Source organism: Amycolatopsis sp. cmx-4-83, assembly GCF_046548815.1.
GTDB lineage: Bacteria > Actinomycetota > Actinomycetes > Mycobacteriales > Pseudonocardiaceae > Amycolatopsis > Amycolatopsis pretoriensis_A.
Window position 1 is genome coordinate 93,689 of the sequence record NZ_JAEBEF010000003.1, and the last position, 16,052, is coordinate 109,740.

The window sequence follows — 16,052 nt, forward strand, 5'->3', positions numbered from 1 at the left end:
CGAGGTCGAGCTGCCGGGTGTGGGTTCATCCCGCTGAGCGGCGGCCGTCGGTGGGGGGATCTTCACGTTGAGCGGTGGCCGTCGGTGCGGGGTCTTCGTGTTGAGCGGCGGCCGTCGGTGGGTGGGTCTTCACGTTGAGCGGCGGCCGTCGGTGCCGGCCTTCGTGTCGAGCGGCGGCCGCTGGGGTTTGCGCTGAGCCGCGGTGGCGCCCGGCGTTGGTGCTGAGCCGCCGACCTGCCCGGCGTTGGCGGTGGGTGGTACCGGAGCTTTGAGGGCTTGGCTGCTTGGCTGGCGTGCGCCGCCGACCGCGATCGCGCCGGTGATGGCTGCCCCTGTTGCGTGCAATTCCGCCCATAGCCGGGCGTGCGCTGCGGACCGTGGTGGCGCCGGTCTTGGCCGATTTCCGCCGCGCCGGGCCGCTGCGGCGTGGTATTTCAGTCGGTCGTGCGCCGGACCGTCTGCCGCTTTGCGGCCGGTGCTCGGCCAGCGATGTTCTGTCGCCAAGAGCTGGCGGTGCTTGCGGTCCCCTTCGCGCAATCCTGGCCGCGGTCAGCCGTGCGCTGCCGACCGCGATCGTGCCGATAGTGGCCGCCCCCTTGCGTGCAATCCCGCCGTGGCCGGGCACAAGCTCGCCGGCCCGCTTCGGTGTCTGGTCCTTCGCACCTTGGCGAGCCGGCGATGAGCTCTCGGCTTGCTCAGCTTCCGCTTGCGTCGCGCAGCGAAGCCGGGCGCCAGGTCATCCGGATCGTTGTTCCGGTGTCGCCCGTTTCGATTTCCGACTGGTCCGTCACCTTGTCGATCAGCACCAGGCCGCGACCACCCGAAGTGCGGAGGCCTGCTGCGCGGGGGCGGGTTGCCGGGATTCCGCAGCCCGTGTCGGTGACCGTCACCGTCACCGTGTCGCCGGTGTGGGTGGCTTGGAGGCGGGCCCAGCCGTGGCCGCTCGGGTAGGCGTGGGCCGCGACGTTCGCCAGCGCTTCGTACGTGGCCAGCGTGATGTCGTGCGTGCTCTCCGCGTCGAGTGGCAGTTCGCCCAGCCAGCGGGTCAGCTTGCGGCGCAGGTCGGCCACCTCGTTCGGCAGGGCCGGCGCCAGTTCTTCGAAGGGCGAGACGACCACGGCATCAGCCTTCCTGCGCTGCGGGGCCGTGGTCCCGGTTTGGTCGGCGTCGGTGCTCTCGCCCGTATCGACGCCGGTTTCCGAGGTATGTCGATACACGATCCGCTCCCATCGTCAGCCGCTTTCCCCCGTTTCGGCGGGCTTCTCCTGTGAGCTACCCATCGCGACGGGGTCTTACCCGTTGTGCTTTGTGAAATGTCTCGCTACAGTGGAAGTGCTCCTCGTGGATGTCGGCCCCTTGGCCGCCCGGAGGAAGCTCCCGGATCCAGGCCGCTCGGCCTCTTTCCCCATTCCCGGTCGGCGCCGTGCTACGCCCCGACCGACACCTCATCAGGAGACACTCATGCCTTTTCACGGAATCCTCGACCTGTCCGGAAAAACCCCGTTCGTCCGGCACGGCCACGGCCGCACGCCCGACGACGTCGCGATCCCGCTTTCCTTGGTGCGCAAGTACAAGCTGCGCGCCGGGGACGAAATCACCGGCACCGCCGAAGAGATCATCAGCGTCGACGGCGTCGGCCCGGACGAACCGCGCCCGCACTTCGCCGACCTGGTGCCGGTGCACCCGGATCAGCGGCTGCTGCTCGAAACCACGCCGTCGCGGCTGCTGCCGCGCGTGATCGACCTCGTCACCCCGCTCGGCAAGGGGCAGCGCGCGCTCGTCGTTTCGCCGCCGAAAGCCGGGAAAACCACTGTGCTGCAAGAGATCGGTCACGGTATCGCGGCCAACCACCCGGAGTGCCGGCTGCTCGTGCTGCTCGCCGACGAACGCCCCGAGGAGGTCACCGAACTGAGCCGCACCGTGCGCGGCGAAGTGATCGCGTCCACCTTCGACCGGCCGCCCGCCGAACACGTCGCCGTGGCCGAGCTCACCATCGAGCGCGCGAAACGCCTCGTGGAGCGCGGCGAAGACGTCGTGCTGCTGCTCGACTCCCTCACCCGCCTCGGTCGTGCGTACAACCTTTCGGCGCGCCCCTCCGGCCGCACCCTCTCGGGTGGCGTCGACGCGGCCGCGTTGCAGCCCATGAAGCGCCTCCTCGGCGCCGCCCGCAACGTCGAAGGCGGCGGCTCCCTCACGATCGTCGCGACGGCCCTGGTGGAAACCGGTTCGCTGGCCGACACGGTGTTCTTCGAAGAGCTCAAGAGCACCGGCAACGCCGAACTCAAGCTCGACCGCAAGGCCGCCGAGCGCCGCATCTTCCCGGCTGTCGACCTCCAGGGATCCGGCACCCGGCGCGAAGAACTCTTGGTGACGTCAGGAGAACTCGCGGCGATGCACGAAATCCGGCGCGCTTTGTCGGGCCCGCATGCGATCGAGCAGCTGCTGGACCAGCTCCGCAAGACCGGCTCCAACGCGGAGTTCTTGCTCCGCGTGATGGGCGCGGCGGCACCGAAAGCGGCCTGACAGCTCAGCTTTCGCCTCGCTCCCGCAGTTCGCCGATCACCTTTTGCCCGGCACCACGGGCTTCCTCGACGCTCTCCGGCGGTTCACCTTCGCCGGACCGGTAGAGGTCATCCTCCGCCCGGCCGGGATCTTCAGTCTCGGCCCGTGCGATTTCGGGCTGCTGTTCGTTCGGTCGGGACACGGTCACCGCCGTTCATCGAGGTGGCTGATAGGGAGTGGCGCGCGGGTAGGACGGCCGCTCGGGCCCGCGGTTGAGCGTGGCGACGAGAAATCCGAGCCCGGCGACGATCACGACGAGCGCTCCCGCCCCGGGCGCGAACGCCCACCACCCGACCCCGGCAGCGGCCACGAGCCACGCCGCGACGAGGGTGCGCTTCGCGGTGAGGGGATACGCCTTCGGCAGCTCCCGGACGGCGGTCGCGCCGAGCACGAGCAGCCCACCCAAGGCCACGATCAGCACGATGACGTACATGGGATGTCCTCCTTCGGGGAGTCGGGCATCTCGAACGGGATTACCCGTGAAGGTGGACGACATGCCGTGGCCTCGGGCACACGAAGCCGAGACGGCCGCTCGCTCAGCTGCCGCGGCCCGTGGTCTGCTGCAGGGCGTCGATCCGCGCCGAAGCCTCCGCCTTCGTCAAGTTCTCCGGTACCTCTTCCCCCGCTTCCTGTGCCAGCGTCTGCAGGTACGACTTCTGCGGCCCCGTCATCGGTTCGTCACCCGTGGTCCAATCGCTCGGGTCCTTCTCCGGGTTGGGCTCGACCTGATCCGTCATGACTCCTCCATTTCGAACGTCTGTTCGCACTCTAGCGCGAGGGTCCGACACTCGCCGCTCATCGGCCGGCCGGCGGGGTCGTCGGCGGGCCGGCCTCGTGACCGGCGCGACCGTGGGTCCGGCGGTCGTCCTTCATCTGCTGTTCGTGCAGGTGGCGGCGACCTCCGGTCAGCGACTCCAGCAGCGAACGCTCGAGGTCGCGACAGGCCTTGTAGTACCCGTCGTCGTACTCCTCGACGACCTGGAAAGTCCACCGATCGGGTAACACGTTCAGCCCGATGAGCTCCTCGGAGATCCGCTGCGCCCAGTCCGCGTGGCCCGCCTTCTCGAGCTGCTCCACGGCTTCGCCGAGGGCCAGGTCCGCGCTGCCGGTCAGCTGGTGGAACGAATACAGGTGCCCGCGGGCGCGCTCGATCGTCTCGAGGGCCTCGGTGACCTTGCCGACGGCTTCGACGGTGGCGGCGTCCGGTTTCTCGACCATGACGCGAAAGTGCCCCGTTCCGGGATTTCTACACCTCCCGGAACGGGGCACTCGGCAAAACGACTCACGCCGTCGGGCGCGTGGCTCCCGCGTACTGGCTCATCAGCGGCGAAATCTTCACGACGTCGCCGCTCGTCGGGGCGTGGACCATCTTGCCGTCGCCGATGTACATCCCGATGTGGGACACCGGGGAGTAGTACGCGACCAGGTCGCCCGGCTGCAGCTGGCTGCGCGACACCGCGGTGCCGAAGCCCGCCTGGGCCGACGACGTCCGGGGGAGGCTGATGCCGGCCTGCTTGTACGCCCACTGCATCAGGCCCGAGCAGTCGAACGTGCCCGGCCCGGTGGCGCCCCAGACGTACGCGCTGCCGAGCTTGCTCAGCGCCGCGTTGACGGCCGCCTGGGCCGCCGCGGTCGGCGCCTTGACGTTGGGCGCCGCGCCGCCGGTGTCCTTCTGGGCCGCCTTGTCGGCGGTGCTGAGGGTCCGGCTCTGCGCCTCGATCTGGTCGAGCTGCGCCTGCAGATTCTTCTTCTTGCCCTCGATGTCCGACGCCAGCTTGGCGGCGGCGTCACGGGCGTCCTGGGCGCGCTTCGCCGCGTCCGCCGCCGCCTTCTCGGCCGCGGTGGCCTTGTCGGCCGCGACGCTGAGGTTGTCCATCGCGGCGTTCTTGTCGGTCGCGATGACCTCGAGCGCGGCCGAGCGGTCCAGGAAGTCCTGGGTGGACGTGCCGGCCAGCAGCGCCGACAGCTTGTTCATCTGGGCGCCGCTGGTGAACGACGCGCCGGCGAACTTGTCCACCTGGGTCTGGTACTTCTGCTTCGCCTCGATCGCCTGGGCGCCGGCGTCCTTCGCGGCGGTGACGTCGGCGTTGGCCTTGTCGAGCTGGCCCTGCTTGGCGGTCAGGTCGTCCTGGGCCTTGAGCAGGTCTTCGTTGAGCTTCTCGGCCTGTCCCGCGAGTTCGCGGTACTTGGCCAGCGCGTCCGAGCCCGCGGGCGGGGCCTGCAGGACGGGGATCGGGGCGGCGGTGGCCGGGGGCTGGGCCATGGTGACGACGGCGATCACCGAGGCCGCGGCGAGGGCACCTGACACCACGCGCTTTACGGGATGCGTACGCATTCTCGCGCGGGTCTCCTTTGCTGTTCGGCCGCCGGCGGGTGCCGGACGGGCGAGTCGGGGGCCTCGCCCGGAGCGCGCTCTATCGCAACAGGAAGAGCGCGCTGTGGGTGTCCGGTACCCGGCAGGGGGGTATCGGCGGCGATCTCGCGTCGCCGTCCATCGACGACCGGGGGCCGCGAGATCTCGAACAGGTTACGAAAAGAACACGGCACCGTCCAGTGCGGGTCAGTCGCAACTCTCCGTGACGATGGGAAACACGGCTGGACCAGTGGTAATGGAAAAGGGTGTGGTGGGGATTACACGTCGTCACCGTCGAGAAGTACCCTACCCCCCAAGGGTATGAGCCCGGTTTGTACGTCCCTTGTATTCCGCCGGGTGATCCTCCTGGCCGAAGAGATTCCGACCAGTGGAGGACAGGGATGTTCACGAAGGCCGCCGTGTTGACGGCGCTCACCGCCGCGGCGTTCGCCGTGGCCGCACCGGCTCAGGCCGAAACCGCGGTCACGACGGCGCTGCCCACGGCGAACATGGAGGCCGTGCTCAAGGCGGCCCAGATCGACCCGCGCCGGGCCGACGACACCCAGACGCCGGGCGCGCACGACAGCGTCCTGCTCGTCGAACAGGCGCTGCAGGCGAAGGGGCTCCTCGCGAGCACCTACGTCGACGGCTACTTCGGCACCACCACGATCACGGCGTACTCCCAGTACCAGAAGTCGCTGGGCTACACCGGGATCGACGCCTCCGGCCTGCCGGGCAAGACGTCGCTGGAGAAGCTGGGCGAAGGCCGCTACACGGTCACCGGCCCGGTGTCCGCGGGCAGCCACGTCACCTACCACGGCGTCACGCTCAACACCCGCACCAAGGCGATGCTCGTGGCCGCCGAAGGCATCTTCGGTTCGTCGGTCAGCCTGACGCAGGGCTCGTACAACCCGGGCGGCGTCGACGCCTCGGCCGGGACCCACGACGGCGGCGGCGCGATGGACATCTCGGTGTCCAGCCTGTCCTCGACCAGCCGGACGAACCTGCTGAAGGCGCTGCGCAAGGTCGGGTTCGCGGCCTGGCTGCGCACTCCGGCCCAGGGCTTCGCCTACCACATCCACGCGATGGCGATCTCCGACCCGGACCTGTCCTCGGGCGCCCAGCACCAGACCGGCGACTACTACCTGGGCATGAACGGCCTGGCCGGCCGCGGCGCCGACGACGGCCCGTCGGTCACCAAGGTGACGTGGGAGGAGTACCAGCGCGGCTGACACCGGACGCCCGGCCGTGGTGGCACGGCCGGGCTCGCCGGTGGTTTGATCGGGGGACCAACTCTCTGGGGGTGTCCCGATGGCGGGCAAGGCGTTCCGGTTCGGTGTCGTCGCGGCGGCCGGGGAGGGCGGCGCGAAATGGCGCGAGACCGCCCGGCGCGCGGAAGAGCTCGGCTACTCGACGCTGCTCTCGCCGGACAACCTCAACCTGCCGACGCCGACCGCGTCGCTCGCGGCCGCCGCCGCGGTGACCACCGAGCTGCGCGTCGGCTCGTTCGTCCTGGCCAGTCCGCTGCGCACCGCGCGGGCGGCGGCCTGGGAGGCACACAGCCTGACCGCCGTCACCGACGGCCGGTTCGAACTCGGCCTCGGCACCGGGCTCCCGACGATGCGCCAGCAGGCCGCGGAGCTGGGCCTGCCCTACGGCTCGGGCCAGGAGCGGCTCGACTCGATCTCCGAGACCGTCGACCACGTGCGGCGGCTCGACGGCGACGCGCACACCCCGGTCATGATCGCCGCGGGCGGGCCCAAGGCGCGGGTGCTCGCCGCGAAGAAGGCCGACATCGTCACCCTCGCTGGCGGCGCGCTGACCACCCGCGCGGAAACCGCGGCCTACATCGGCGAAATTCGCGCGGCGGCCGGCGACCGGGACCTCGAGTTCGCGCTCAACATCTGGGTCGTCGGCGAGCAGGTGCCGCCGTGGATCCGCGGGTTCATCGGGGTCGACGCCGAAACGCTGATCGAGCACGACTCGCTCGCCATGCTCCGCGGCGGCACCGACGCCATGGCCGAGGAGCTCGAACGGCGTCGCGAGGAACTCGGCATCTCCTACTTCAGCGTCAACGGGGCGTTCACCGAGGAGTTCGCGCCGCTGGTGGCGCGGCTGGCGGGGAAGTGAGCGTCGCCGGGTCGGTGTTGGCCCCGCAGAGCAGGACGGCGACCCGCTCGCCCGGCGCCGGCCGGTAGGCCCCAGTGCGCAGGGCGGCGAACGCCGTCGCCCCGCCGGGTTCGACGGCGAGGCGGTAGCGGTCCCACAGCGCCGCGCGGGCGTCGAGGATCTCCGCATCGCCGACCAGCACCGAGCCCACGTCCGTGCGGGTGGCGACCGCGAACGCGATGTCCCCGAGCCGGGACGCGCCGAGCGAATCGGCGGCGATCCCGGACACCTCGACCGGGACCGGCTCGCCCGCGGCCAGCGCCGCGTTCAGCGTCGGAGCCGTGCGCGGCTCGACGCCGATCACCCGGGCACGGCCTTCGACCGCGGCGGCGATGCCCGCCAGCAGCCCGCCGCCGCCGACCGCCACCAGGATCGTGTCCAGCCCGTCGACGTCGGCCAGCAGCTCCAGGCCGATCGTGCCCTGGCCGGCGCAGATCTCCGGCTGGTCGTAGGCGTGGCAGAAGAGCGCGCCCGAGTCCGCCGCGTGCTTGACGGCGGCGTCGTAGGCGTCGGCGTACTTGTCGCCGACCAGCTCGACGGCCGCGCCCAGCGTCCGCAGCTTCGCCACCTTCACCGCGGGCGCGTTCGCGGGGACGTAGACCCGCGCGGCCACCCCGAATTCGCGGGCGGCGTGGGCGACCGCGAGCCCGGCGTTGCCGCCCGAGGCGGCCACCACCCCGGCCGCCGAGAGCTCGCCCGCCGCGATGATCCGGTTGAAGGCGCCACGGGCCTTGAACGACCCGGTGTGCTGCAGCTGCTCCAGCTTGAACCACACGCCGTCGTCGGCGAGGACGGGCGTCCGGCGGACCCGGCCCCGGATCCGGGTGGCCGCCAGTTCGACATCCGCGGTGCTGATCATGCGCCCAGCATGCGCGCCGGCCGGCCGTAAGCACCAGCGACGTCTCCTATGCTGCCGTTAGCGGAGCTGATGGCCGGAGGTGATCGTGCTCGACGCCCACCGACTGGCCGTGCTGGCCGAGGTCGCGCACGCCGGCTCGATCGCCGGAGCCGCCCAGCGGCTCTCCTTCACCCCTTCGGCCGTCTCGCAGCAGCTGGCCAAGCTCGAGCGCGACGTCGGGGCCCGGCTGCTGCACCGGCACGCCCGCGGCGTCACCCTGACGCCGGTCGGGGAAGCGCTGCTCGGCCACGCGGAGACGATCGTCGGCGAGCTGCGCACCGCCGAGCGGACGGTCCGCGCCCTGCTCGGCGAGGAGCCCGTGCAGCTCACCGTGGGCACCTTCGCGAGCGCCGGCAGCACGCTCGTGCCCGCCGCCCTCGCCGACTTCCGCCGGGACCACCCCGCGGTGGCGCTGCGGCTGCTGGACCTGGAACCACCCGACGGCTACGGCCTGGTCAGCTCCCGCGACCTCGACCTGCTGATCACCCACCGCTACCCGGGGGCGCCGCTGCCCGACCCGCGCGGGCTCACGCGGAAGCTGCTGCGCTCCGAGCGGTTCCGCCTGATCCTCCCGGCCGGCCACCCGAAGGCGCGGGCCCGGCGGCTCACCCTGCGCGCGCTGTCCGGCGAGGAGTGGATTTCCGGCAGCCCCGGCGCGCCCAACCGCGGCTGCCTCGAGCAGCTCGCCGACGCCGCCGGGGTCGCGCTGCGGGTGGCCTACGAAACCCGGGACTACCAGGTCGTGCTGGCGCTGGTGGAGGCCGGGCTGGGGATCGCGTTCGTGCCCGAGGGCGTGCTCGCCCGGCTGGGCCCGGCGCGGATCGAGGTCCGCGACGCGGCCGACGCGCGGCCGGTCCGTGAGATCTTCCTGGTGCACCACCGGCGGCCCGGCCCGCTGGTGACCGAGATGGTCGCGCTGCTCAGTCGCTAGGGGAGGCGGTGGCCGTCAGCGCGCGCCGGCGGGCTCGAAGCGCGCCGACGCCGCCCGGAGCGCGTCCAGGCACGCGCGCACCGCGCCGACGTTCTCCTCGCCCGCCCGGCAGATCGCGAAGATCGTCCGGTCGAGCGCCGGGCGCGTGGTCAGGATCCGGACGCCGTCGGGCAGCCGGTCGCGGGCCAAGCGGGGTACCAGCGCCGCGCCGATGCCGCCCGCCACCAGGGCCAGCTGGGTCGGGTAGCTGCCGACCGTGCAGCTGATCCGGGGCTCCAGCCGCTGCTCGCGCAGCACCTGCGTGAGCCACTCGTAGCAGCCGGACCCGGCGCTCCACGCGATCCACGCCACGTCGTCCAGCTCGCCCAGGTCGACGGCCTTGCGGTGGGCCAGCCGGTGCCCGGCGGGCAGGGCGAGGTCGGCGACGTCGGCGAACAGCGGGATGCCGGTCGCCGACGGCGGGATCTCCGTGGGGCGGTCGGCCCAGCTCTCCACCACGGCGACGTCGAGTTCGCCGGACACCACCCGCGGGATCGTCTGCTCGGCCTCGCCTTCGTGCAGCGTCACCACCAGCCCGGGGTGCTGCGTCGAGAGCGTGGTGAGCGCGGGCGGCAGCAGCGCGTGCACCGTCGTCGGGATCGCGCCGACCCGCAACGGCCCGAAGACGTCCTCACGCAGCAGTTCCAGGTCCGCCTTCGCCTCGGCGACCTGCGCCAGGATCCGTTCGGCGTGCCCGGCGAGCACCTGGCCCGCCTTGGTCAGCCGGACGCCGCGGCCGTGGGGTTCCAGCAGGGTCTGGCCCGCTTCGCGCTCCAGCTTGGCCAGCTGCTGCGACACCCCGGAGGGCGTGACGTGCAGCGTGGCGGCCGCCGCGGCGACCGAGCCCTGGGTCGCGACGGCGTGCAGCGCCCGCATCCTCTCGAGTCCGAACACAGTAGGGATGCTACCGAATTCCGGGAAGGAACATTCGCTTGTCCTTGACAGTCGTGGCCCCCACGCTGGAGGGGTGACCACGACCGCGCCCCGTCCGACGACGCCCGCACCGACGTTCACCAGCCGGTTCGACCCCCGGCTGCTGGCCGCGCTCGGCAGTTTCTGCATCTCGCTGTCGTCGGTCTTCATCAAGGTCTCGCACACCAGCGGCAGCACGAGCGCGTTCTGGCGCTGCCTGCTGGCCCTGCCGGTGCTGGTCGTGCTCGCCGCGCGCGAACGGCGGAAGGCGGGCTCGGTGCACCGCCGCGTGCTCCTGCCGCTGCTGGCCGGCACCGGGCTCGGCCTCGACTTCGTGCTGTGGGGCGAGGCGATCCCGCGGGTCGGCGCCGGCATCGCCACCGTGCTGCTCGCCGTCCAGGTGGTCATCGTGCCGGTGCTGGCGTTCGCGTTCCTGCGCGAGCGGCCGTCGAAGCGGTTCCTCGTCGTCGCGCCCGTGCTGCTGGGCGGCGTCGTGCTGGCCGGCGGCTTCGCCGGCACCGGCTCGTTCGGCCCGGACCCGGTGACCGGCGCGGTCGCCGCGTTGCTGGCCGGCGCCGGGTACGCGCTCTACCTGTTCCTGATCCGGCTCAGCGGCGCCAAGGGCACCCAGGCGAACTCGCTCGCGCTGGCGACGGTTTCGGCGGGCGTGGTGGCCTTCGTGGCCGGCGTCCCCACCGGCACGCTCGACCTGACCCCGCCGCCGGCGGCCTTCGGCTGGCTGGTCGCGCTCGCCGTCGTCGGCCAGCTGATCGGGTGGATCCTGATCTCCGCCGCGCTGCCCCGGATGTCGGCCACCACCGGCGCGACGCTGATGCTGCTGCAGCCGGTCGGCGCGGTGCTCCTGGGCATCGCCCTGCTGGGTGAGGCACCGAGCGCGCTGCAGCTGATCGGCTGCGCGGGCGTGGTCGCGGCGGTGTGCATCGCCGGTGGCGGACGATCTGCGCGCGACCGGCGTCCCGGCTAACGTCGCGGGCATGCGGGTACTGGTGGCCGGTGCGTCCGGCTTCGTCGGCAGCCGGTTGTGCCCGGCGCTGGAATCGGCCGGGCACGAGGTGCTGGCGATGACCCGCCACCCCGCGAAGTACGGCGGGGCCGGGAAGGCCGTGCGCGGCGACGTCGCCGACGTCGGCTCCCTACGTGACGCGCTCAAGGGCGTCGAAGCGGCTTACTACCTGGTGCATTCACTCGACAGCGCGGACTTCAAGCGCCGTGACGCCGACGCCGCGCGCGCGTTCGCCCGCGCCGCGGCCGACGCCGGCGTAAGCCGGATCGTCTACCTCGGCGGGCTCGGCGACGACGACGACGCGCTGTCGGAGCACCTGGCCAGCCGCCGCGAGGTCGAACGGCTGCTGGGGGAGACCGGCGTCCCGGTCACCGTGCTGCGCGCCGGGATCGTGATCGGCCACGGCGGGACGTCGTGGGAGCTGACGCGGCAGCTGGTCGAGCACCTGCCGGCGATGATCACCCCGCGCTGGGTCGGCACGCGCACCCAGCCGATCGCGATCGCCGACGTCGTCCGCTACCTGGCCGGCGTCCTCGACCACCCGGAGGCCGAGGGGAAGACGTTCGAGATCGGCGGCCCCGAAGTGCTGGCCTACCGGGACATGCTGCAGCGCGTCGCCGCGATCGAAGGCCGGTCGCTGCTGATCCTGCCGGTGCCGCTGCTCTCCCCGCGCCTGTCGTCGTACTGGCTTTCGTTCGTCACCGACATCGACGTGACGACCGGGCGGGCGCTGATCGACTCGATGACCAACGAGGTCGTCGTCCGCGACGACGCGATCCGCCGGATCGTCGAGTTCGAGCCGCTGGGCTACGACGAGGCCGTGCTGCAGGCGCTGGGGGAACGCGCGAAGAGCAGGCGGCCCGCGTGAGACGGGCGCTCCTGGCCGCCGTCACGGCCGCCGGGTCCGGGCTGCTCGGCGCGTCGCTGGCCAGCCGGCCCGGTTCGCGCCGGTTCCACACGCTCACGGCGTCGGTCGCGGCGACGTGGTTCGCCGGGGCGGGCCGGGTGCCGCGCGGCCGCCCGGACGTCGTCCAGCCGCTGGTGGTCGGCGTCGGCGCGTTCGGCGTGTTCTACTGCGGCGCGTTGGTGGCCCGGCACATCCCGCCGCTGCGCCGCGCGATCACCGGCGTGCTCGACCACGCCCACCGCGGTTCGACACCGTCGGTGGCGGTGACGACGCTGGTCACCGGCGTGGCGGAGGAGGCGTTCTTCCGCGGCGCGCTCTACGACGCCTTCGGGGCGCGCGGCGCCACCGCGGTCTACGTCCTGTCGACCACGGCCACGCGGAACCCCGCGCTGGTCCTGGCCTCCGCGGTGATGGGGACGCTCTTCGCCGTGCAGCGCCACCGCGCGGGCGGCGTGCAGGCCCCGATGCTGACCCACGTGGCGTGGTCCGCGCTGATGCTCGCGGTCATGCCGCGGCTGTTCCCGCCGGAGGACTAGACCACTGTTGTCCGGAACCGGACAGAATCCTTCGCCGGACGGCCCCGGTGTTCCTATGCTGGAACGAACCCCGGTGCGTGGAGAGGGATGTCGATGCGGACATTGCTCGTGCTGCTGCTCGTGTTCGGTTCCCCGGCCCCGATCCCCGCGACCGCGGCGACGACCGCCGCCGCGGTGTGCGTCACCTCGTGCGACACCCTCGACCCGTCGCGGGCCGCGCGGGAGAGTTTTCCGTTGCCCTACAAGGTGCTCAACGGGCGCGTGCTGCGGCTGCACGCGTCCGACCCGGACGGCATGGCCTGGGCGAGCATCGACAACGGCGTCCCCGGCGACGCCGTCTGGCTCGACCGCTCCTGGGACGGCGGCGCCACCTGGGAAGGCTTGCTGGGCAAGGCGAGCGTCCCCGGTTCGTGGACCGGCACCCGCACCCTGATGTACAACCTGACCGACCCGGCGCACCACCGCCGTGGCCTGGTCCGCGCGTGCGGCGACGCGCAAGGCGTCGGCTGCACCGCCTGGATCTACCCGGACGTCTGCGACAGCGCGTGCGACCGGAGCGCCCCGGGCGCCGGGGACAGCCAGCCGGTTGCGCCAGCGACGCTTTTCGGCCGCGCGATCCGGCTCCACTTCGACGGCCACGGGCTGGCGTGGGCCGGCATCGAAGCGGGCGGCGCCGGGGACGAGATCTGGCTCGACCGCTCGTGGGACGCCGGTGCGAGCTGGCCCGACGGCTCGTCGCTGGGCCGCACGAGCACCCCCGCGGGCGCGGCCGGCACGCACACGACAGCGTTCGCCACGCGTGATCCCCGCGGCCGGCTCTACGGCGGCGCGGTCCGGGCGTGCGGCCGCGAAGCCACGCACGCGCAGGGCGGCTGCACGGCCTGGGCCCGCCCGGCGACGACCCGCGCGGCCGGCGCGCTCGACGCCCTGATGTGGTCCTCCGAGCCGTACACCGCCTGGTGGCCGTCGAGCTGGTGGAACTCCGCGGTCGCGGTCACGGCGGTCGCGGACGCGGGCGGGTTCGAAAGCGCGCTGGCGCGCACCTTCGACGTCAACCGGGTCGCTTTCCCCGCCGGGGCAAGGAGTTCCGACCCGATCGACGGGCACTTCGTCAGCCGGGCGATCGACGACAGCGCGTGGTGGGGCCTGGCCTGGCTCGCCGTCTACGACCGGACGCACGACGCGCGCTACCTCACCGAGGCGACGACGATCGCGAACTACGTCCAGGGGTTCTGGGACACCGGCACCTGCGGCGGCGGGGTGTGGTGGGACCGCGAGCGGACGTACAAGAACGCCGTCACCGCCGGGCTTCACCTGCGGCTGACCGCGTCCCTGCACCTGCGGATCGCCGGTGACACGCTGTGGGGGCAGCGGGCGCGCACCGCGGGTGACTGGTACCTCGGCAGCGGCATGGTCAACGCGTCCGGGCTGGTGAACGACGGCTTGACCTCCTCCTGCGCCAACAACGGCCAGACGGTCTGGACGTACAACCAGGGGCTCGGGATCGGCGGGCTGCTGGAACTGTGGCGCGGCACCGGCGTCCAGTCCTATTTGGACGCGGCGAAGCGGCTCGCCGACGCGGCGATGACGCGGCTGACGTCCGGTGGCGTGCTCGCCGAGTCCTGCGAGACGGGGTCCTGCGACGACAACCAGAAGCAGTTCAAGGGCATCTTCATGCGGTACTTCGGCGACCTCGCGACCGCGACGGGCTCGGCGGCCTACCGCGCGTTCGCGCGGAAGCAGGCGGACGCGCTGTGGGCGGGCGACCGGGACCCGCTGAACCGGATCGGGCTGCGCTGGACCGGGGCCACCCCGAACGCGGCCGACTGGCGCACGCAGGCGTCCGGGCTGGAAGCGGTGCTGGCGGCCGGGTAGGCGGGCACGCCAGAATGGGCGCGTGCGGATCCTCCTGCTCGCGGCCGTGGCCGTGCTCGCCACCGGGTGCTCGCCCGGGATCGCCGGGCACGCCGTGCCCAAGGGGTTCGTCGTCAAGGACGGGACGGTGCTGCGGTTCCGGCCGGTGCTGACCGAGGCGCCAGCCGGTCCGGTGGCGGGCCCGGCGGCCGGACGGCAGAGCACCGATCCGGCCGCGCAGCAGGCCGCCTTGCTGGGCTTCGACTGCGCGCAGGACGAGCCGGATCCCCTGGACGGCCGGGACGACCCCGCGTTGCCGCTGGTCAGCTGCGACCGCGCGCAGGGCACGAAGTACGTCCTCGGCCCGGGCTTCCTCAGCGGCGCGGACGTGAGCCGGGTGGACGCCGTCGCCGATCCGCGGACCGGGAGCCCGGTCATCACCCTCAGCTTCACGGCCAAGGGCGCGCAGACCTGGGCCGAGTGGACCGGGCAGAACGTCGGCAAGCAGGTCGCGATGGTGCTCAAGAGCCGCGTGCTGACCGCGCCGGCCGTCCAGTCGGCCATCACCGGCGGGGAAACGCAGATCAGCGGCAAGTTCAGCCTGCCGGAGGCCCGGCAGCTGGCGAAGGACATCGCCGGGGGCTGAGCCCTCAGCAGTCCGACACGGCCTCGGTGCAGGCCTGCGTCTCGGACTTGTTCGTCGCCTGGTGCAGCAGTTCGTAGAGCTGCTCGCGCTGGTCGTCGCTCAGCGCGCTGAACACCTCGTCCTCGACCGCGGCGAGCGCGAATTCGGCCCGGACCAGCAGTTTCACGCCGACGTCGGTGAGCTCGACGACGTGCCGGCGCCGGTCGACGGGGGAGCGGCGGCGCTCGATCAGGTTCTCGGCTTCGAGGTCGTTGAGCAGCCCGACGACGTTCGTGCTGTCCATTTCCAGGATCTTCGCCAGGTCCTGCTGCGAGCTGCCGCCCAGGTCGCGCAGGACGGTCAGGGCGATCAGGTGGCGCGGGCGCAGGCCGAGGGGCTTGAGGACCGAATCGCTGCGGGTCTGCAGCCGCCGCGTCAGCTGGCCGAGCAGCGCCCCACAGCGGTGGGGCGGCTGGTTCACGACCGGCAGCGACGTCATGCGCCCAGTATATGGGCGGCTAAACGGTCGGTGTGCTATTAATGGTTTGTCTTACACCAACGATCTATGGACGGCTAACGACATGGCGCACCTCCTCCACATCGACTCGAGCATCCAGGGCGAGCGCTCGGTGAGCCGCCGGCTCAGCGCGCGGGCCGCGGCGGCGTGGCGCGCCGCGCACCCGGACGGCACGGTCACCTACCGCGACCTGGGCGCGCACCCGCTGCCCCACATCGACTCGGCGAGCGGCCTGGCCGGCATGGTGCCGCCGGACCAGCACACGCCGGAGCAGGCGGCCGCGTGGGCGCGCACCGCCGAGCTGGTCGCCGAGATCAAGGCGGCCGACACGGTCCTGCTGGGCCTGCCGCTGTACAACTTCGGCGCACCGAGCAGCGTCAAGACCTGGGTCGACCACCTGATCGCCCCCGGCCTCTCGGTCGACCACGAAACCCGGACGGGCTTGCTGGGCGGCCGCGAGTTCATCGTGCTGGCCTCCCGGGGCGGCGGGTACGGCGAAGGCACGCCCCGCGAGGGCTGGGACCACGCCGAGCAGTGGCTCCCGCACGGCGTCTCGCTGACCGGGCTGGAGCCGCGCTTCATCACGGCGGAGCTGACGCTGGCCCACGTCAACCCGGCGATGGCGGAGCTCATCCCGCTGGCCGACGCGAGCCTGGCGACGGCGGAGCGGACCATCGACGAGCTCTGGGTCCCCGCCCACGTCTGACCGCCCCCGACCACCCCAA

19 protein-coding genes are annotated in these 16,052 nt (G+C 72.4%); 10 read left to right on the forward strand and 9 right to left on the reverse strand.

Annotated elements, in window-relative coordinates; genetic code table 11:
* Nucleotides 1-695 precede the first annotated feature (695 nt).
* Nucleotides 696-1,118 carry an ATP-binding protein gene (locus ACLJQM_RS10015; RefSeq protein WP_410630885.1) on the reverse strand — a complete coding sequence of 141 codons (423 nt, stop codon included), beginning with the start codon at nt 1,116-1,118 and terminating at the stop codon, nt 696-698.
* A 343-nt stretch (nt 1,119-1,461) separates the two neighbouring features.
* On the opposite strand from ACLJQM_RS10015, the gene rho reads away from it, so the two are divergent.
* The gene (rho, locus tag ACLJQM_RS10020) at nt 1,462-2,523 is read left to right on the forward strand and encodes a transcription termination factor Rho (RefSeq protein WP_410630887.1); all 1,062 of its coding nucleotides are present in this window, start codon (nt 1,462-1,464) and stop codon (nt 2,521-2,523) included.
* Between the two features lie 4 nt (nt 2,524-2,527).
* Here rho and ACLJQM_RS10025 read toward each other — a convergent pair whose 3' ends face one another.
* The 5 genes from ACLJQM_RS10025 to ACLJQM_RS10045 form a co-directional block, all read right to left on the reverse strand.
* Nucleotides 2,528-2,710 carry a hypothetical protein gene (locus tag ACLJQM_RS10025; protein ID WP_410630888.1) on the reverse strand — a complete coding sequence of 61 codons (183 nt, stop codon included), beginning with the start codon at nt 2,708-2,710 and terminating at the stop codon, nt 2,528-2,530.
* Between the two features lie 6 nt (nt 2,711-2,716).
* On the reverse strand, nt 2,717-2,995 hold the full coding sequence (locus tag ACLJQM_RS10030; protein WP_410630889.1) for a hypothetical protein: 279 nt from the start codon (nt 2,993-2,995) through the stop codon (nt 2,717-2,719).
* Between the two features lie 103 nt (nt 2,996-3,098).
* Entirely contained in the window at nt 3,099-3,299 is a 201-nt protein-coding gene (locus ACLJQM_RS10035) for a DUF3072 domain-containing protein (protein WP_360771644.1), read from the reverse strand.
* 58 nt (nt 3,300-3,357) lie between these two features.
* Complete coding sequence (locus ACLJQM_RS10040) at nt 3,358-3,780, reverse strand: hypothetical protein (protein WP_410630890.1); 423 nt, start codon at nt 3,778-3,780, stop codon at nt 3,358-3,360.
* 64 nt (nt 3,781-3,844) lie between these two features.
* Nucleotides 3,845-4,897, reverse strand: coding sequence for an NlpC/P60 family protein (locus tag ACLJQM_RS10045; RefSeq protein ID WP_360771639.1), 1,053 nt, complete (start codon nt 4,895-4,897; stop codon nt 3,845-3,847).
* 419 nt (nt 4,898-5,316) lie between these two features.
* Here ACLJQM_RS10045 and ACLJQM_RS10050 point away from each other — a divergent pair, with 419 nt between their 5' ends.
* Nucleotides 5,317-6,147, forward strand: coding sequence for a peptidoglycan-binding domain-containing protein (locus tag ACLJQM_RS10050; protein ID WP_247021867.1), 831 nt, complete (start codon nt 5,317-5,319; stop codon nt 6,145-6,147).
* Nucleotides 6,148-6,226: 79 nt separating this feature from the next.
* Entirely contained in the window at nt 6,227-7,045 is an 819-nt protein-coding gene (locus ACLJQM_RS10055; protein WP_247021869.1) for an LLM class flavin-dependent oxidoreductase, read from the forward strand.
* On the opposite strand, the gene ACLJQM_RS10060 is transcribed toward ACLJQM_RS10055, so the two are convergent.
* Nucleotides 6,999-7,943, reverse strand: coding sequence for a threonine/serine dehydratase (locus ACLJQM_RS10060; RefSeq protein ID WP_247021871.1), 945 nt, complete (start codon nt 7,941-7,943; stop codon nt 6,999-7,001). The genes ACLJQM_RS10055 and ACLJQM_RS10060 overlap by 47 nt on opposite strands.
* Nucleotides 7,944-8,028: 85 nt before the next feature.
* Between ACLJQM_RS10060 and ACLJQM_RS10065 the strand changes: the two genes are divergently transcribed.
* The gene (locus tag ACLJQM_RS10065) at nt 8,029-8,913 is read left to right on the forward strand and encodes a LysR family transcriptional regulator (protein ID WP_410630891.1); all 885 of its coding nucleotides are present in this window, start codon (nt 8,029-8,031) and stop codon (nt 8,911-8,913) included.
* A gap of 15 nt (nt 8,914-8,928) precedes the next feature.
* Here the strand turns inward: ACLJQM_RS10065 and ACLJQM_RS10070 are convergent, their stop codons facing one another.
* Nucleotides 8,929-9,846 carry a LysR family transcriptional regulator gene (locus ACLJQM_RS10070; protein ID WP_360771631.1) on the reverse strand — a complete coding sequence of 306 codons (918 nt, stop codon included), beginning with the start codon at nt 9,844-9,846 and terminating at the stop codon, nt 8,929-8,931.
* 73 nt (nt 9,847-9,919) lie between these two features.
* Between ACLJQM_RS10070 and ACLJQM_RS10075 the strand changes: the two genes are divergently transcribed.
* The 5 genes from ACLJQM_RS10075 to ACLJQM_RS10095 all read left to right on the forward strand — a co-directional run bounded on the left by ACLJQM_RS10075 (nt 9,920) and on the right by ACLJQM_RS10095 (nt 14,831).
* Entirely contained in the window at nt 9,920-10,849 is a 930-nt protein-coding gene (locus ACLJQM_RS10075; RefSeq protein WP_410630893.1) for a DMT family transporter, read from the forward strand.
* Between the two features lie 10 nt (nt 10,850-10,859).
* Nucleotides 10,860-11,756 (forward strand): NAD(P)H-binding protein, encoded by an 897-nt coding sequence (locus ACLJQM_RS10080; protein ID WP_360771626.1) that lies wholly within the window; start codon nt 10,860-10,862, stop codon nt 11,754-11,756.
* Complete coding sequence (locus ACLJQM_RS10085) at nt 11,753-12,331, forward strand: CPBP family intramembrane glutamic endopeptidase (RefSeq protein ID WP_410630895.1); 579 nt, start codon at nt 11,753-11,755, stop codon at nt 12,329-12,331. Before ACLJQM_RS10080 ends, ACLJQM_RS10085 begins: the two co-directional genes overlap by 4 nt.
* Before the next feature lie 93 nt (nt 12,332-12,424).
* Nucleotides 12,425-14,206, forward strand: coding sequence for a glycoside hydrolase family 76 protein (locus ACLJQM_RS10090; protein ID WP_410630896.1), 1,782 nt, complete (start codon nt 12,425-12,427; stop codon nt 14,204-14,206).
* Between the two features lie 22 nt (nt 14,207-14,228).
* Nucleotides 14,229-14,831, forward strand: coding sequence for a SecDF P1 head subdomain-containing protein (locus tag ACLJQM_RS10095; protein WP_410630897.1), 603 nt, complete (start codon nt 14,229-14,231; stop codon nt 14,829-14,831).
* A 4-nt stretch (nt 14,832-14,835) separates the two neighbouring features.
* Here the strand turns inward: ACLJQM_RS10095 and ACLJQM_RS10100 are convergent, their stop codons facing one another.
* Nucleotides 14,836-15,309, reverse strand: coding sequence for a MarR family winged helix-turn-helix transcriptional regulator (locus tag ACLJQM_RS10100; protein ID WP_360771614.1), 474 nt, complete (start codon nt 15,307-15,309; stop codon nt 14,836-14,838).
* Between the two features lie 82 nt (nt 15,310-15,391).
* Here ACLJQM_RS10100 and ACLJQM_RS10105 point away from each other — a divergent pair, with 82 nt between their 5' ends.
* Nucleotides 15,392-16,033 carry an FMN-dependent NADH-azoreductase gene (locus tag ACLJQM_RS10105; RefSeq protein WP_247021880.1) on the forward strand — a complete coding sequence of 214 codons (642 nt, stop codon included), beginning with the start codon at nt 15,392-15,394 and terminating at the stop codon, nt 16,031-16,033.
* Nucleotides 16,034-16,052: the final 19 nt, after the last annotated feature.

Bases quoted from the DNA above. Each gene is read 5' to 3' on its own strand.
- ACLJQM_RS10090 (WP_410630896.1), top strand. From the start codon at position 12,425: ATGCGGACATTGCTCGTGCTGCTGCTCGTGTTCGGTTCCCCGGCCCCG.
- ACLJQM_RS10100 (WP_360771614.1), bottom strand. From the start codon at position 15,309: ATGACGTCGCTGCCGGTCGTGAACCAGCCGCCCCACCGCTGTGGGGCG.
- ACLJQM_RS10055 (WP_247021869.1), top strand. From the start codon at position 6,227: ATGGCGGGCAAGGCGTTCCGGTTCGGTGTCGTCGCGGCGGCCGGGGAG.
- ACLJQM_RS10080 (WP_360771626.1), top strand. From the start codon at position 10,860: ATGCGGGTACTGGTGGCCGGTGCGTCCGGCTTCGTCGGCAGCCGGTTG.
- ACLJQM_RS10045 (WP_360771639.1), bottom strand. From the start codon at position 4,897: ATGCGTACGCATCCCGTAAAGCGCGTGGTGTCAGGTGCCCTCGCCGCG.
- ACLJQM_RS10050 (WP_247021867.1), top strand. From the start codon at position 5,317: ATGTTCACGAAGGCCGCCGTGTTGACGGCGCTCACCGCCGCGGCGTTC.
- ACLJQM_RS10030 (WP_410630889.1), bottom strand. From the start codon at position 2,995: ATGTACGTCATCGTGCTGATCGTGGCCTTGGGTGGGCTGCTCGTGCTC.
- ACLJQM_RS10105 (WP_247021880.1), top strand. From the start codon at position 15,392: ATGGCGCACCTCCTCCACATCGACTCGAGCATCCAGGGCGAGCGCTCG.
- ACLJQM_RS10035 (WP_360771644.1), bottom strand. From the start codon at position 3,299: ATGACGGATCAGGTCGAGCCCAACCCGGAGAAGGACCCGAGCGATTGG.
- ACLJQM_RS10060 (WP_247021871.1), bottom strand. From the start codon at position 7,943: ATGATCAGCACCGCGGATGTCGAACTGGCGGCCACCCGGATCCGGGGC.
- rho (WP_410630887.1), top strand. From the start codon at position 1,462: ATGCCTTTTCACGGAATCCTCGACCTGTCCGGAAAAACCCCGTTCGTC.
- ACLJQM_RS10040 (WP_410630890.1), bottom strand. From the start codon at position 3,780: ATGGTCGAGAAACCGGACGCCGCCACCGTCGAAGCCGTCGGCAAGGTC.